The organism is Acidovorax sp. FG27 (assembly GCF_040365715.1).
Taxonomy (GTDB): Bacteria; Pseudomonadota; Gammaproteobacteria; order Burkholderiales; family Burkholderiaceae_C; genus Paracidovorax.
The window spans coordinates 106,113-121,836 of the sequence record NZ_BAABVY010000011.1; the positions used below are offsets into that span (position 1 = coordinate 106,113).

16 protein-coding genes are annotated in these 15,724 nt (G+C 69.2%); 15 read left to right on the forward strand and 1 reads right to left on the reverse strand.

Going from position 1 to position 15,724, the window contains the following annotated elements:
* Positions 1-32: 32 nt before the first annotated feature.
* Both ABWV53_RS15615 and ABWV53_RS15620 read left to right on the forward strand, forming a co-directional pair.
* Positions 33-953 carry a 2-hydroxyacid dehydrogenase gene (locus tag ABWV53_RS15615; protein WP_353367067.1) on the forward strand — a complete coding sequence of 307 codons (921 nt, stop codon included), beginning with the start codon at positions 33-35 and terminating at the stop codon, positions 951-953.
* Positions 954-990: 37 nt separating this feature from the next.
* Positions 991-1,902: a hydroxymethylglutaryl-CoA lyase gene (locus ABWV53_RS15620; RefSeq protein WP_353367068.1), complete on the forward strand. Its 912-nt coding sequence runs from the start codon at positions 991-993 to the stop codon at positions 1,900-1,902.
* Positions 1,903-1,926: 24 nt separating this feature from the next.
* Here ABWV53_RS15620 and ABWV53_RS15625 read toward each other — a convergent pair whose 3' ends face one another.
* Positions 1,927-2,862, reverse strand: coding sequence for a LysR family transcriptional regulator (locus ABWV53_RS15625; protein ID WP_353367069.1), 936 nt, complete (start codon positions 2,860-2,862; stop codon positions 1,927-1,929).
* Positions 2,863-3,054: 192 nt separating this feature from the next.
* Here ABWV53_RS15625 and ABWV53_RS15630 point away from each other — a divergent pair, with 192 nt between their 5' ends.
* The 13 genes from ABWV53_RS15630 (at position 3,055) to ABWV53_RS15690 (ending at position 15,721) form a co-directional block, all read left to right on the forward strand.
* Positions 3,055-4,593, forward strand: coding sequence for an ABC transporter substrate-binding protein (locus tag ABWV53_RS15630; RefSeq protein WP_353367070.1), 1,539 nt, complete (start codon positions 3,055-3,057; stop codon positions 4,591-4,593).
* Between the two features lie 51 nt (positions 4,594-4,644).
* Complete coding sequence (locus ABWV53_RS15635; protein WP_353367071.1) at positions 4,645-5,562, forward strand: ABC transporter permease; 918 nt, start codon at positions 4,645-4,647, stop codon at positions 5,560-5,562.
* Positions 5,563-5,576: 14 nt separating this feature from the next.
* On the forward strand, positions 5,577-6,488 hold the full coding sequence (locus tag ABWV53_RS15640; RefSeq protein ID WP_353367072.1) for an ABC transporter permease: 912 nt from the start codon (positions 5,577-5,579) through the stop codon (positions 6,486-6,488).
* A 22-nt stretch (positions 6,489-6,510) separates the two neighbouring features.
* Entirely contained in the window at positions 6,511-7,509 is a 999-nt protein-coding gene (locus ABWV53_RS15645; RefSeq protein WP_353367073.1) for an ABC transporter ATP-binding protein, read from the forward strand.
* 47 nt (positions 7,510-7,556) lie between these two features.
* Positions 7,557-8,408, forward strand: coding sequence for an ATP-binding cassette domain-containing protein (locus ABWV53_RS15650; RefSeq protein WP_353367143.1), 852 nt, complete (start codon positions 7,557-7,559; stop codon positions 8,406-8,408).
* Positions 8,409-8,447: 39 nt separating this feature from the next.
* Positions 8,448-9,854 carry a M20 family metallopeptidase gene (locus ABWV53_RS15655; protein ID WP_353367074.1) on the forward strand — a complete coding sequence of 469 codons (1,407 nt, stop codon included), beginning with the start codon at positions 8,448-8,450 and terminating at the stop codon, positions 9,852-9,854.
* A gap of 106 nt (positions 9,855-9,960) precedes the next feature.
* Positions 9,961-10,467, forward strand: coding sequence for a YbaK/EbsC family protein (locus ABWV53_RS15660; RefSeq protein ID WP_353367075.1), 507 nt, complete (start codon positions 9,961-9,963; stop codon positions 10,465-10,467).
* On the forward strand, positions 10,464-10,754 hold the full coding sequence (locus ABWV53_RS15665) for a DUF1289 domain-containing protein (protein WP_353367076.1): 291 nt from the start codon (positions 10,464-10,466) through the stop codon (positions 10,752-10,754). Before ABWV53_RS15660 ends, ABWV53_RS15665 begins: the two co-directional genes overlap by 4 nt.
* Before the next feature lie 43 nt (positions 10,755-10,797).
* Complete coding sequence (locus ABWV53_RS15670) at positions 10,798-11,454, forward strand: DsbA family protein (protein WP_353367077.1); 657 nt, start codon at positions 10,798-10,800, stop codon at positions 11,452-11,454.
* Between the two features lie 384 nt (positions 11,455-11,838).
* Entirely contained in the window at positions 11,839-13,497 is a 1,659-nt protein-coding gene (locus ABWV53_RS15675) for an MFS transporter (RefSeq protein WP_353367078.1), read from the forward strand.
* Between the two features lie 282 nt (positions 13,498-13,779).
* Positions 13,780-14,769 (forward strand): porin, encoded by a 990-nt coding sequence (locus ABWV53_RS15680; RefSeq protein WP_353367079.1) that lies wholly within the window; start codon positions 13,780-13,782, stop codon positions 14,767-14,769.
* A 133-nt stretch (positions 14,770-14,902) separates the two neighbouring features.
* Complete coding sequence (locus ABWV53_RS15685; protein ID WP_353367080.1) at positions 14,903-15,055, forward strand: hypothetical protein; 153 nt, start codon at positions 14,903-14,905, stop codon at positions 15,053-15,055.
* A 93-nt stretch (positions 15,056-15,148) separates the two neighbouring features.
* Entirely contained in the window at positions 15,149-15,721 is a 573-nt protein-coding gene (locus ABWV53_RS15690; protein ID WP_353367081.1) for a hypothetical protein, read from the forward strand.
* Positions 15,722-15,724 lie beyond the last annotated feature (3 nt).

Below are 15,724 nucleotides of genomic sequence, written 5' to 3' on the forward strand. Positions count from 1 at the left end.
CGTGGGGCGCGGCGCACGGTAGGCTCGCAGGCATGAACATCACTCTCTGCTGTACCGACACCAAGACCGAACCCTGGGTAGCCGGCCTGCGCGCGGCCTTGCCCGGCGCCCAGGTCAGCGTCTGGCAACCCGGCGCCCCGCAGGCCGACGTGGCCGTGGTGTGGGCGCCGCCCCAGCAATTCCTCGACGAGCAGCCGGGCCTGCAGGCGCTCTTCAACATCGGCGCGGGCGTCGACGCCCTGCTGCGCCTGCGGCTGCCGCCCGGCGTGCGCGTGGTGCGGCTGGACGACGCGGGCATGTCGGTGCAGATGGCCGAGTACGTGAGCCATGCCGTCATCCGCCACTACCGCGAACTCGATGCCTACGAGGCCGACATGCGGGGCGGCCGCTGGGGCTACCGCCGGCCGCGCGCGCGGTCGGAGTTCACGGTGGGCGTGATGGGCCTGGGCGTACTGGGTGAGCGCGTGGCCCGCGCCCTGGCGCATTTCGAATTTCCGGTGCTGGGCTGGAGCCGCTCGCCCAAGGAGGTGCCCGGCGTGCGCGCGTTCCACGGCGCGGGCCAGTTCGATGCATTCCTGGCGGCCAGCCGGGTGCTGGTCAACCTGTTGCCGCTCACGCCCGACACCGAGAACATCATGAACCGCCAGACGCTGTCGCGCCTGCCCGCTGGCGGCTACGTCATCAACGTGGCGCGCGGCGCGCATCTGGTCGAGGAAGACCTGCTCGCGCTCATCGATGCCGGCCATCTGGCGGGCGCGACGCTCGACGTCTTCCGCACCGAGCCGCTGCCCGCCGGCCACCCGTTCTGGAACCACCCGCGCATCGTGGCGACGCCGCACACCTCGGCCCGCACGCTGCGCGAAGAAAGCATCGCGCAGATCGCCGGCAAGATCGCCGCACTGCAGCGCGGCGAGCCGCTCGCCGGGACCGTCGATCCAGCGCGTGGCTATTGAACCCTTCCCCACTCTATTCCCAGCCCCAGGAACCGCCATGTCCCGTTATCCCGCCCAAGTCCGGCTCATCGACGTCGGCCCCCGTGACGGCCTGCAGAACGAGAAATCGCCCGTGCCTGCCGAAGTCAAGATCGGCCTGGTGCACCGGCTGCAGCAGGCCGGCCTGAAAGAGATCGAGGTCACCAGCCACGTCAGCCCCAAGTGGGTGCCGCAGATGGCGGACAACCACGAGGTCATGTCCGGCATCGAGCGCCAGCCCGGCGTGCGCTATTCGGTGCTCACGCCCAACCTGAAGGGCTACGAGGCCTCGCTGGCCGACCGGCCCGACGAGGTGGTGGTGTTCGGGTCGGCCAGCGAGGCCTTCAGCCAGAAGAACATCAACTGCAGCATCGCCGAGAGCATCGAGCGCTTCGCGCCGGTGGTGGAGGCGGCGCGGGCGCGGGGCATCGCCGTGCGCGGCGCGATGAGCTGCACGGTGGGCTGTCCCTACGAAGGCGAGGTGGCGCCCGAGCGGGTGGCCTACCTGGCCGGGCTGCTCAAGGGCATCGGCGTGCAGCGCGTGGACGTGGCCGACACCATCGGCGTGGGCACGCCGCTGAAGGTGCAGCGCGCCGTGGAGGCCACGCTGCAGCACTTCGCGCTCGACGACGTCTCGGGCCATTTCCACGACACCTACGGCCAGGCGCTGTCGAACACGCTGGCGGCGCTGCAGATGGGCGTGTGGAACTTCCAATCGTCCGTCGCCGGCCTGGGCGGCTGCCCCTACGCCAAGGGCGCCACGGGCAACGTGGCGACGGAAGACGTGGTCTACCTGCTGCACGGCCTGGGCATCGACACCGGCATCGACCTGGACCGGCTGATCGACGCGGGCGCCTACGTCAGCAACTTCCTGGGCCGCAAGCCCAACTCGCGGGTCGCGACGGCGGTGCTGAACAAGCGGGCGGGCTGATCGACCGGACGGGGCAGCGCTTCGTCAGCGGAGCCCCGCCCCGCCCAACCCCTGGCGCAGGTGCTCCAAGAACGCCTGCGCCGCCTTGGGCTGCGTGCGGCCGACGAGCGTCTGCACCTCGATGTTGCGCAGATCCAGCCCCTTGTCGCGCAGCCGCACGAAGGCCAGCTCGCCCCGGTCCACCTGGTTGCGCACGGAGATCTCCCCGCAGATGGTGACGCCGTCCTCGCGGTGGCGCAGAAAGCCGAAGAGCGCGCTGATGTAGTTGCTGGTCAGCACCGGCTCCGCCGCCAGACGCTGCCGGCTGCAGGCGATGTCGAACAGCTGGCGCACGGTGGTGTCGTCCTCGGGCAGGGCAATGGGGTAGGCCAGCAATTGCGACAGGCTGATCTGCCGGAAGCGCGAGAGCGGATGGCCCTGCCGCATCGCGGCCCCCACCGGCGCGGGCTGCAGGTGCTCGACCTTGACGTCTTTTTCGGTGTGGCGGCTCATCACGATGCCGATGTCCGCGTCGCTGAGCAGCACGCGCCGCGTGCATTCGCCTGGCGCGTGCACGCTCAGGTGGAACTGCACGCCCGGGTTGTGCCGGTGGAAGTCGCTGATGAGCCGCGGCAGGAATTCCATGGCGAAGCCCTCGGCCGAGGCGATGCGCACCCGCCCGCGCCGCATGCCCTGCAGCGACTGGATCTCCTGCACCACGCGCTCGGCATCGTGCGCGGACTTGAGGGCGTGCGTGGCCAGCAGCTCGCCGGCCGCGCTGGGCACCATGCCGCGTGCATGGCGGTCGAACAACGTCGCGCCCAGCAATTCCTCCAGATGGGCGATCTGGCGGCTGATGGCCGAGCCCGCCACGGACAGCCGCGCCGAGGCCTCGCTGATGGAGCCGCAGCGCACGACCTCCAGGAAGTAGCGCAGCGCCGTGTCCTGCAACTGGCGGGCGATGAGCGGGGTGCGGTTCATGGCACGGCGTGGTTGCACGCACCGTGCCAGCATGCCGGCCGGCCCTTGCCGCCAACAGCGCACATTGGAGCCGTCCGTTGCCGGCACGGCATCGCACGGCTGCGAAAACGGTAATAGTGCGAACGGCCTTTGTGTCCCATTCTTGCGTCTCGACACACGTTCCGTGGCTTGTCCGACGAAGGAGTTTTCGAAATGGGTCATCTTTCCACCACGCTGGTGCGCCGCAGCTGCGCAGCGGTTCTCGCGGCCTTGTCCATCGCCACCGGCGCCCATGCGGGCAAGGCGAACGACACGCTGGTCTACGCCTCGGACAACGAGGTCGAGAACGTGAGCCCCTACCACAACAACATGCGCGAGGGCGTCATCCTGGCCAGCATGGCCTGGGACACGCTGATCTACCGCGACCCCAAGACCGGCGAGCTCAAGCCCCAGCTCGCCACGGCGTGGAAGTGGGAATCGCCCACGGCGCTGCTGGTCACGCTGCGCCCGGGCGTGAAGTTCCACAACGGCGATCCGCTGGCCGCGGAGGACGTGGCCTTCACCTTCAACGTGGTCAACGGCCCGGACGCCAAGATCGCCACGCGCCAGAACACCGACTGGATCAGGAATGTCGAGGTCGTGGGCCCGCTGCAGGTGCGCATCCAGCTCAAGACGCCGTTCCCCGCCGCGCTCGAATACCTGGCCGGCCCCACGCCCATCTATCCGGCGGCCTATTTCAAGAAGGTCGGCCTGGAAGGCTTCAGCAAGGCGCCCGTCGGCACCGGCCCCTACAAGATCGCGGCGGTGGTGCCGGGGCAGGGCGTGACCATGGTCAAGAACCCGGACTACTTCAAGGACAGCCCCGTGGGCCAGCCGCAGATCGGCACGGTGAAGTTCGTCGTGGTGCGCGACCCGGAGGCCCGCGCCGCACAGCTCATGACCGGCGCCATCGACTGGATCTGGCGCGTGCCGGCCGATCAGGCCGAGTCCATGAAGGCATCCATGCCGCAGATCACGGTGCTGAGCGGCGAGACCATGCGCGTGGGCTTCGTCACCATCAACAACGTGGGCACCACGCCCGAATCCGCGCCCTTCAAGGACGTGCGCGTGCGCCAGGCCGTGAACCACGCCATCAACCGCAAGGGCTTCGCCGACAGCCTGGTGCGCGGCGGCAGCCAGCCCGTGCATGCGCCGTGCTTCCGCATGCAGGTGGGCTGCGTGACCAGCGGGGTGGCGCGCTACGACTACAACCCGGCCAAGGCCAAGGAGCTGCTGGCCCAGGCCGGCTACCCGAACGGCTTCGATACCGACCTGTGGGCCTACCGCGAGCGCGAGTATGCCGAGGCGCTGATCGGCGACCTGCGCAAGGTGGGCATCCGCGCCCGGCTGCATTTCGTGCAGTACCCGGCGTTGCGCACCGAGGTCCGCTCCGGCCGCGCGCCGCTCACCTTCCAGGCCTGGGGCTCGTACTCCATCAGCGACGCCTCCGCCTTCGTGGGCAACTTCTTCAAGGGCGGGCCGGACGACACGGCCAAGGACGCGCGGACGATCGCGCTGCTGCAGACCGCCGACAGCAGCACGGACAAGACCGACCGCCTCGCCAAGTACGGGCAGGCGCTGGAGCGCATCAGCAAGGAGGCGATGTGGGCGCCGATCTTCACGTATTCGACCAACTACGCCTTCACCAAGGACCTGGCCTTCGACGCCTGGCCCGACGAGCTGCCCCGCTTCGCGCAGGCCCGCTGGAAGTGAGCGGCCGCCGCCCGTGCGTGAACGCCGTGCAAACCCCATGCTGACAAGACCATGCTGACCTACATCCTGCGCAGGCTGGCGGTGGCGCTGGCCGTGATGCTCACAGTCGCGGTGGTGAGCTTCCTGCTGCTGCACCTCTCGGGCGACCTGGCCACGGCCATCGCCGGACCCGAATCGACCGCTGCCGACGTGGAGAAGATCCGCGTGCAGTACGGGCTGGACCGGCCCATGGCCACCCAGTTCCTCGACTGGCTGGGGGCGGCCCTGCAGCTGGACTTCGGCCGCTCGTTCTACTTCCAGAACACCGTGATGGAGCTGGTGGGCGAGCGCCTGCCGATCACGCTCAAGCTCGGCGCCGTCTCGCTGCTGCTTGCCGTGGCCGTGGCCATTCCGCTGGGCGTGGCCGCGGCGCTCTACCGCGACACCTGGGTGGACCGGCTGGCGCTGCTGGTGGCGACCATCGGCCAGGCCATGCCCAACTTCTGGTTCGCGCTGGCGCTGATCGTGGTGTTCTCGGTGGGGCTGAAATGGCTGCCCGTGGCCGGCAACACCAGCTGGCTGCACTTCGTGCTGCCGGCCGTGGCGCTGGGCTACTACGCCATGCCCTCGCTCATGCGCCTGACCCGCGCCGGCATGCTGGACGTGATGGGCTCGGACTACATCCGCACGGCGCGCGCCAAGGGCCTGTCGCCGGCGCGCGTGGTCTTCAAGCATGCGCTGCGCAACGCCATCATTCCCGTGGTGGCGCTGGCGGCGGTGGAGCTGGGCTTCATGCTGGGCGGCTCGGTGGTCATCGAGTCGGTCTATTCGATGCAGGGCCTGGGGCAACTGGCATGGGATTCCATCGCCCGCAACGACTACCCGGTGGTGCAGGCCGTGGTGCTCATCATCGCCACGTTCTACATCGCGCTCACCTTCGTGGCCGACGTGCTCAACGCCGCGCTCGACCCGCGCATGCGCACCCGCTGAGGAAAGGGCTCTCCATGACGACGACCTCCTTGCCCATCGCCGGCACCGCCGCCCTGGCTGCATTGCCCCTCCCGGCCTGGCGCCGCACGCTGCGCCGTGTGGTGGGCCACCGTGGGCTGCTGATCGGCGGCATCGTGCTCGGCCTGGCCGTGCTGGCCGCCGTGTTCGCGCCCTGGCTGGCGCCGCACGACCCCTTCGCGCAGGACGTGACGCAGCGCCTCATCCCGCCCGTGTGGCACGAGCGCGGCACCTGGGAGCACGTGCTGGGCACCGACAAGCTGGGGCGCGACTACCTGAGCCGCCTGCTCTACGGCGCCCGCGTGTCGCTGGTGATCGGCTTCGTCACCGCGCTCGTCTCCGGGCTGATCGGCACCACCCTGGGCGTGCTGGCCGGCTACTTCGGCGGCCGCGTGGACGCGGTGGTGAGCTACGTCATCACCTGCCGCCTGGCCATGCCGGTGGTGCTGGTGGCCCTGGCCATGGCCTCGCTGGTGGGCGGCTCGCTCAAGGTGGTGATCGTGCTGCTGAGCCTGCTGCTGTGGGACCGCTTCGCCATCGTCACGCGCTCGGCCACGCAGCAGCTGCGCGACGCGGAGTTCATCGCCGCGGCCAAGAGCCTGGGCGCGTCCACGCCCTACATCCTGGTGCGCGAGCTGCTGCCCAACCTGATGGGCGCGCTCACCGTGGTGGCCACGCTGGAAATGGCCCACGCCATCCTGCTCGAATCCACGCTGTCCTTCCTGGGCCTGGGCGTGCAGCCGCCGACGCCTTCATGGGGCCTGATGGTGGCCGAAGGCAAGGCGTACATGTTCTTCCAGCCCTGGGTGATCATGATCCCGGGCCTGGTGCTCGCGGTGCTGGTGCTGGCGATCAACCTCGTGGGCGACGGCATCCGCGACGTGGCCACTCCCGATGGCCGCCATTGAACGCATTGAAGGAGAACACCCTATGAGCATCCTTCTCGATGTGAAGAACCTGCGTGTGGATCTGCCCACCGAGCGCGGCCTGCTGCATGCCGTGCGCGGCATCGACTTCCAGGTGCGGCGCGGCGAGATGCTGTGCCTGGTGGGCGAGTCGGGCTGCGGCAAGTCCATGACCTCGCTGGCGCTGATGGGCCTGCTGCCGGCCAGGGCGCGGCGGTCGGCCGAGCGCCTGCACTTCGACGGCATCGACCTGCAGGCGCAGGACGAGCGCGGCATGGCGCGGCTGCGCGGCGCCCGCATGTCCATGATCTTCCAGGAGCCCATGACCTCGCTGAACCCGTCGTACACGCTGGGCGACCAGCTGTGCGAGGCGCTGCGCGCCCACCGCAAGGCGACGGCCGCCGAGGCCCGCGAGCGCGCCCTCTACCTGCTGGAGCGCGCCGGCGTGCCCCAGGCGGCCGACCGCCTGCGCCAGTACCCGCACCAGCTCTCGGGCGGCCTGCGCCAGCGCGTGATGATCGCCATGGCGCTGATGTGCGGGCCCGACCTCATCATCGCCGACGAGCCCACCACGGCGCTGGACGTGACCATCCAGGCGCAGATCCTGCGCCTCATCCGCGAGCTGCAGCAGGAATTCGGCACCGCCGTGGTGTTCATCACGCACGACCTGGGCGTGGTGGCGCGCATCGCCGACCGCGTGGCCGTGATGTACGCAGGCGAGGTGGTCGAGGCCGCGCCGGTGGGCGATCTGTTCGCCCGCCCGTCGCACCCCTACACCCAGGGCCTGCTGCGCTGCATTCCCGTGCGCGGCAAGACGTTGCCGGGCAGCCGCCTGCACGCCATCCCCGGCGTGGTGCCCAGCCTCGTCGGCGACGTGCAGGGCTGCGCCTTCGCCAACCGCTGCAGCCTGGTGCGGCCCGCCTGCAGCGTGGCGCCGCCGTTCGCCGAGGTGGCGGCCGGCCATGCCGTGCGCTGCGTGGCCGCCACCCATCCCACGACCCCGGCACTGGCGGAGGCCGCATGAACGCCATGACCGATTCCATGACCTGGACCCTGCCCGCACCGGCCGCCATGCCGGGCCCGGCGGGCGCGGTGGGCGGCTCCGAGGACATCGCGCTGGAGCTGTGCGCGCTCAGCCGCAGCTTCACGCTCAGGCGCGGCCTGTTCAAGCCCGCCGGCAGCATCCAGGCCGTCAGCGAGGTGTCGCTGCGCATCCGCAAGGGCGAGACGCTGGGCCTGGTGGGCGAATCCGGCTGCGGCAAGAGCACGCTGGCCAAGATGCTGCTGGGGCTGCTGCCGCCCACGTCCGGCAACGTGCTGGTCGGCGGCCGCGAGATCGACCCGCGCCAGCGCCGCGCGCTGGCCCGCCGCATCCAGCCCATCTTCCAGGACCCGTATTCCTCGCTCAACCCGCGCCGCACCGTGGCCGACATCGTCGGCGTGCCGCTGCGCCTGCACCGCGTGGGCACGGCCGCCGAGCAGGAACGTGCCGTCCGGGCCATGCTTGATCTGGTCGGCATGCCCGAGCGCACGCACCGGCAGTATCCCAATCAGCTCTCGGGCGGCCAGCGCCAGCGCGTGGCCATCGCCCGCGCCCTGGTGCTGCGGCCCGAGATCCTGGTCTGCGACGAGCCCACCTCGGCGCTGGACGTGTCCGTTCAGGCGCAGATCCTGAACCTGCTGCTGGACCTCAAGGCCGAGTTCGGCCTCACCTACCTGTTCATCAGCCACGACCTGGGCGTGGTCGAGCATCTGGTGGACCGCGTGGCCGTGATGCACCGGGGCCGCATCGTGGAGCAGGGCACGCGCGAGCAGATCTTCTCCGCCGCGCAGCACCTCTACACCCGCATGCTGCTGGCCTCGGCCCTGTCGCCCGAGCCGGGCCTCGGCCTGCCCGACATCGACCGCGAGGCCTTCGCCTGAACGGTTGCCGTGAACGAATCCACCCTGCAAGAGCCCGCCATGACCCGTGAATCCGCCATCGCACGCACCGTCGCCGTCTTCGACGACGGGCGCTTCCAGCAGACGCTCGACCGCCGCGTCGCCTTGCGCACCGAGAGCCAGGACGCCGCCAGCCTGCCGCAGCTGTACGCCTACCTCCGCGACGAGATCGCTCCGCTGCTGCAGCGGCTCGGCTTCGCTTGCCGGATCGTCGACAACCCCGTGCCCGGCAAAAGCCCGTTCCTGCTGGCCGAGCGCACCGAGGCGGGCGCCGCCTTCACCGTGCTCACCTACGGCCACGGCGACGTGGTGCGCGGCTACGACGCGCAGTGGCGCGAGGGCCTGCAGCCCTGGAAGATCGTGGTGGACGGCAACCGCTGGTACGGCCGCGGCACGGCCGACAACAAGGGCCAGCACACCATCAACCTCACGGCGCTGGAGCAGGTGCTCGGAGCGCGCGGCGGGGTGCTGGGCTACGACGTGAAGATCATCCTGGAGATGGGCGAGGAAGACGGCTCGCCGGGCCTGGACGAGGTCTGCGCGCGGCACCGCGACTTCCTGGCCGCCGACCTGTTCCTGGCCTCTGACGGGCCGCGCGTGTCGGCCTCGCGGGCGACGATGTTCCTGGGCTCGCGCGGCGTCTTCAACTTCGACCTGCACCTGGACCTGCGCGACGGCGGCCACCACTCCGGCAACTGGGGCGGGCTGCTGCGCAACCCGGGCATCCGCCTCGCGCACGCCATCGCCACGCTGGTGGACGCCAAGGGCCGCATCCTGGTGCCGGGCCTGCTGCCGAAGGAGCTGCCCGAGAGCGTGCGCGTGGCCCTGCGCGACATCGAGGTGGGCGGCAGCGCCGGCGACCCCGCCATCGACCCGGACTGGGGCGAGCCAGGCCTCACGCCCGCCGAGCGCGTCATCGGCTGGAACAGCCTGGAGGTGCTGGCTTTCACCTGCGGCAACCCTGCGATGCCGGTCCATGCGATTCCGGCCACGGCCCGGGCGCATTGCCACATGCGCTACGTGGTGGGCAGCGACGCGGCGCATTTCCTCGACCACATCCGCGCCCACCTGGCCGCCCATGGCTTCGACGACGTGGAGGTGCGGGGCACCGACGTGCACATGGCCGCCACGCGCCTGGACCCGGACGATGCCTGGGTGCGCTGGGGCCTGGCCTCCATGGAGCGCACCACCGGCAGGCGCCCCGCGCTGCTGCCCAACCTGGGCGGCTCGCTGCCCAACGATGTGTTCTCCGAAACGCTGGGCCTGCCCACGCTGTGGGTGCCGCACTCCTACCCGGCCTGCTCGCAGCACGCGCCCAACGAGCACATCCTGGCCGACGTCACGCGCGAATCGCTGGAGATCATGGCCGGCCTGTTCTGGGACCTGGCCGAGCAGGGGCCCGCCGTGATGCGGCAGCGCGCCGCGTGAGCGCCTGACTGCAGCGGGGCAGGGCAGGCAGGCGCCGCGTTGGCGGCGCGGTCGCTAAGATCGGCAGCTCCCTTCCCCTTTCCCGAACGATCAGGACGCTTCAGCCATGTGTGGTGCCGAACTCCGAACCCTGCCCGAGGGCGTGCAGCGCGTGGCCGCCGCCCTGCAGGCCCTAGGCCATCCCCATGCCCCGCGCATGCTCGACAACTCGGCGCGCACCGCGCAGGAAGCGGCCGATGCCCTCGGCATCGCCGTCGGGCAGATCGCCAAGAGCATCATCTTCCGCCGCAAGAGCGACGACGCGGCGGTGCTGGTCATCGCCTCGGGCGACCGGCGCGTGGATGAGAAGAAGGTCGATGCGCTCGTCGGCAAAACCGGCCGCGCCGACGCCGACTTCGTCAAGGCCAGGACCGGCTTCACCATCGGCGGCGTGTCGCCGGTGGCGCATGCCACGCCCCCCGTCACGCTGATCGACCGCGAGCTGTTCCGCTTCGACGAGATCTGGGCCGCGGCCGGGCACCCCAACGGCGTGTTCCAGCTGCGGCCGCAGGATCTGGAAGCACTCACCCAGGCGCCGGTGGCCGACGTGGTGCAGCCGCCGGCGGCGCAATGACCGATCGGCTCACGGTCGAGGATGCTATTGTTTTAATAGCTGCTCGAGCAGATGAATCAAGCGCTGCGGGCTGTTTTGATGCGCAAAACGATGCGGCCGTGCCGTCGCCCTGCATCGGCGTGTGCCGCATGGCCGCGGACGGCGGCCGGTGCGAGGGGTGCTTTCGCACGCTCGACGAGATCCGCGTCTGGTCGGCCGCCGGCCGCGAGCAGCGACGCGTCATCTGGGCCCGGCTGCTGCGCCGCGCCGGGTTGACGCCGCCAGCGTCCCTGCCGGCGGCGTCCTGACCGCTTCGTCCCTCTCCCCGCCCAGCCAATCCCGGAGCGCGCCATGCACCAGATCACCTTCTATCTCGACTTCGTCTCTCCCTACGCCTGGCTGGCCTTCGACGCGCTGCCGAGGTCGCTGGAAGGGCTGAGTCACGAGGTGAACTACCGGCCGGTGCTGCTGGGCGCGCTGCTGCAGCAGCACGGCAACCCCGGCCCCGCCGGCGTGCCGCCCAAGCGGGACTGGACGTACCGCCACGCCAGCTGGCTGGGCCATGCCCAGGGCTGCGGGCTGGACATGCCGGCCCGCCACCCCTTCAACCCGCTGCCGCTGCTGCGCCTGGCGCTGGCGTGCAGCGACGACGGCCACATCAACCGCTTCGTCGCGGGCACGGTGCTGCGGCATGTCTGGCTGGGCGGCGGCGACCCGCTGGAGCCGGCGCGCCTGGCGGCGCTGCAGGAGGCCTTGCAGGCGCAGCTGCGGCCCGACCCGGACGGCAGCGGCGCGCGGGCCAAGGCGCTGCTGCGGGCCAACACCGACGAGGCCATCGCCCGCGGCGTGTTCGGCGTGCCCAGCTACGCCGTGGGCGACCGCCTCTTCTGGGGGCTGGACGGCCTACCCATGCTGCGCGCCAGCCTGCAAGGCGATGCCTGGTTCGACGGCCCGGCGTGGGACGCCGCGCCCCGGGTGCCGAGCGGGCTGCCCGGCGCGGCCTCCTGACGCGCACCGCCTGGCCAGGTGGTGGCGGCCGTTGCCGCCCGCGCCATCCACGCCTCGGCTCGCATGGCGGCCTGACCGATCCGCCATCTATTCAGGGTTTGTCCCCGGCAGGGATAACCCGCGCCGCCCGCTCGGTGTTTACCCGCGCCGGGCGGGGGGCGAATCACGTGAGTTTGGCGCCGGGCGCCGTGTTTTTCCACATCGAGAAAAACGCGCTACGGGTTGCGCCGGGTTTTGTCAGCGGCGTGTAAGACCGGGTGGAGTCCTGCGACTTCGCGGGCCATGGCGCTGTCAGTTTTCGGTCAGACGGCGCGCACATATTGCGCCGCAGGCACCTTCCGGGGTGCTGCCGTCATCGCCCGCAAATTCATGGAGACACCCACCATGGCTACCAACGTCGCTCCCCGGCCCATGTCGCCGGAAGAAAGAAAAGTCATCCTGGCCTCGTCGCTAGGCACCGTTTTCGAATGGTATGACTTCTACCTGTACGGCTCGCTCGCAGCCATCATCGCCAAGCAGTTCTTCAGCGGGCTGGATGCCGGCTCTGCCTTCATCTTCGCGCTGCTAGCCTTCGCGGCTGGTTTCATCGTGCGGCCCTTTGGCGCACTGGTGTTCGGCCGCCTCGGCGACATGATCGGGCGCAAGTACACGTTCCTGGTGACCATTCTCATCATGGGCCTGTCCACCTTCATCGTGGGCATCCTCCCCACCTACGCCAGCATCGGCGTGGCCGCGCCGGTCATCCTGATCGTGCTGCGCATGCTGCAGGGCCTGGCCCTGGGCGGCGAGTACGGGGGTGCCGCGACCTACGTGGCCGAGCACGCGCCGCAGGGGAAGCGGGGCGCATACACCTCGTGGATCCAGACCACGGCGACGATGGGTCTCTTCCTGTCGCTGCTGGTGATCCTGGGCACGCGCACCGTCATGGGCGAAGAGGCCTTCACCGACTGGGGCTGGCGCATCCCGTTCCTGGTGTCCATCCTGCTGCTGGGCATCTCGCTGTGGATCCGGCTGTCGCTGTCCGAATCGCCCGCCTTCCAGAAGATGAAGGCCGAGGGCAAGACCTCCAAGGCACCGCTGCGCGAGTCGTTCGGCCAGTGGAAGAACCTGAAGATCGTGATCCTGGCGCTGATCGGCCTCACCGCCGGCCAGGCCGTGGTCTGGTACACCGGCCAGTTCTACGCGCTCTTCTTCCTGACGCAGCAGCTCAAGGTGGATGCCGTCACGGCCAATCTGATGATCGCTGCGGCCCTGCTGATCGGCACGCCGTTCTTCGTGGTGTTCGGTACGCTCTCCGACAAGATCGGCCGCAAGCCCATCATCATGCTGGGCTGCGTGCTCGCCGTGCTGACCTATTTCCCGGTCTTCAAGGCGCTGACCGAAGCCGCCAACCCTGACCTCGCCGCCGCGCAGGCGAAGAACAAGGTCGTGATCGTGGCCGACCCCGCCGAATGCTCCTTCCAGTTCAACCCCACCGGTACGGCCAAGTTCACCAGCTCCTGCGACGTGGCCAAGCAGGTGTTGGCCGCCAACTCCGTGAGCTATGACAACGAGGCGGCGCCGGCTGGCACCCCCGCCGTCATCAAGATCGGCCAGACCACGATCCCGAGCTACAGCGCCCGCGGCCTGCCCGCCGATGAAGTGAAAGCCAAGGACGCTGCATTCAAGAAGTCCGTGGCCGACACGCTGAAGGCCGACGGCTACCCGGCCAAGGCCGACCCCGCCAAGATGAACAAGGTGATGATGGTCGTCATCCTGACCTACCTGGTGCTGCTGGTGACCATGGTCTACGGCCCCATCGCCGCCATGCTGGTGGAGATGTTCCCGACCCGCATCCGCTACACCTCGATGAGCCTGCCCTACCACATCGGCAACGGCTGGTTCGGCGGCCTGCTGCCCACCATGTCGTTCGCCATCGTGGCGCAGACCGGCAACATGTACAACGGCCTCTGGTACCCGATCATCATCGCCGGCGCCACCGCCATCATCGGCACGCTGTTCATCCGCGAGACCAAGGACGTCGACATCTACGCGGGCGACTGATCGGGCGGGTCCAGGCACGGGCGAGGGGGACGTGCAAGCACTCACCCCGTGCCTGGAGATCCGTTCCGGAGGTTTTCGTGGTGCACCGCCGCACATCATTGGTGAATGGCCCGTGAAGTGTGGCGGCGATACATCACGACAATCATGAAATCGACTTTCGCATGTGTTAACCGGGGCGTTACACCTAGAATTTGGGCGAGTAGACGCACACGGTGCTCACGGCCCATCAGGCTGCAAGCGGTGCCTACATCACCCGATGGACACAAGCATTCAAGGATCCATATGCAAAAAACCAATCGCCTGCTGCTCGCTTCCCTGGCTCTGCTGAGCACCTCCGCTGCCTTCGCCCAAAGCAGCGTCACGCTGTATGGCCGCGTCAACACCACGGTCGAACGTCAAAAGGACGGCAGCACCACCAACACCGTGCTGGCCAACAACGCTTCGCGTTTCGGCTTCCGTGGCACGGAAGACCTGGGCGGCGGCCTGAAGGCTGGTTTCGTCCTGGAAAGCGGCTTCAACTCCGACACCGGCACCACCGACTCCCGCGGCTTCTTCGCTCGTCAGAGCGAACTGAACCTGTCCGGCAACTTCGGTACCGTGCGCCTGGGCCGCTGGACCGCCGAGTCGTACTTCGCCACCGCTGACTACATCAGCCTGCACAACCACGACACCGGCTCGTCGTCCGACGCCTTCTACGCATCCGTGATGCGCAACGCGTTCACCAACTCCAACTCCATCGCCTACAAGACGCCCGACATCGGCGGCCTGACGGTCGAAGGCTCGGTGGGCCTGCACGAGCAAGCCGTCGGCGGCAAGAACGTGTACGACCTGGCTGCCAACTACACCCTGGGCGCTCTGGCCCTGGGCGCTGGCTACTCCAAGCTGGACACCGCCAACCAGTTCGCCCTGCGCGCCCTGTACACGGCTGGCCCGTTCATCGTCGGCGCCTACTACCAGCGCAGCGACGACTGGAACGCCATGACCGACTCGGCCGCTCCCGTGGGCAAGCGTGACACGTACCGCGTGTCCGGCGCCTACATCCTGGGCGCTTCGGAGTTCCACCTGAACGTCGGCCGCGCCGGCAAGTACGACAACATCGCCAACAGCTCCGCTCTGCAATACACGCTGGGCTACAACTACAACCTGAGCAAGCGCACCAAGGTGTACGGCTACTACACCAAGGTCGACAACAAGGCTGGCGCCAGCTACTACAGCTCCGCCGCCGGCAACGACTTCAGCTCCGTGGCCGTGGGCGTTCGCCACAACTTCTGATCGCCATCACCCCAGCTCCAGGCTCCTATGAGCCTGTGGCCTGCGGTCTCGCATCAGAACCCCACACCCGCAAGGGCGTGGGGTTTTTTCATGCCCGATTTCTGACCATTTCAATAACCAGGAGACAAAAATCATGTGGAAACTCGTCGTGGGCTTCGTTCTGTTCGCCGCCGTATCGCTGTTCGTGATCATGAAGGCCGGGGACAAAGTGGACATGAGCGGTGAGAAGCACGGTGCAGATGCCGTGCACGTCCCCGAGGCGCCTGCGTCCGCCGCATCCCGCTGACGCTGCTGCGCGATGGTGGACAGGCGTCGGGAAGCGAGGTCCCGGCTGCCCGCCCAGCCCGGCCTGTCTCGCAGGGTCCGGCGGCTGATTGCCGTGGTCACCGTATTGGTCGGCATTCCGTTGCTCCTGGCCTGCTGGATCGGCGGCCTGATGCTGGCCAGCAAGCTGGGTACCCCGATCTCGGCCGCGCAGATGCTGGCCTGGGTGCTGAGCGTGTTCGTGGCCGCCATCGTCTGGCCGCTCGGCATCCGCCGATTCCGAAGGGACTGTCCGTATCCCGAGGGCTCCGGCCTGACGCCGCAGGCGCCCACCCGCCTCGACGCGGCCGCCCGGGTGCTGGTGCTCTTTGCCGGCGGCATCGCCATCGTGCTGGTCTGCGGTCCGCTGGGCGTCGTCGCCATGCTGGGGGAATGGTGGCAAATGGCTTCCGCCGGCGGCCGCGCGGATGGGCCGCTGCTGCAACTGGCCGCGATACTGGTCTCGCTTCTGCTCGCGGCGCCGGTGCTGATCGCGTCCCACCGCGCGCTCCGCCATCTGCCCCCGGGCGATCCTCGCCGCTTGAAATGGCAGGAGCGCGAAAGCTGGTACTACGGCGCCGCTGTCGCGTGGGTGGTGTCGCTGGGGATCGGGATGATGGCTTCGCTCATGGCGCTGCGGATGCTCTGACCG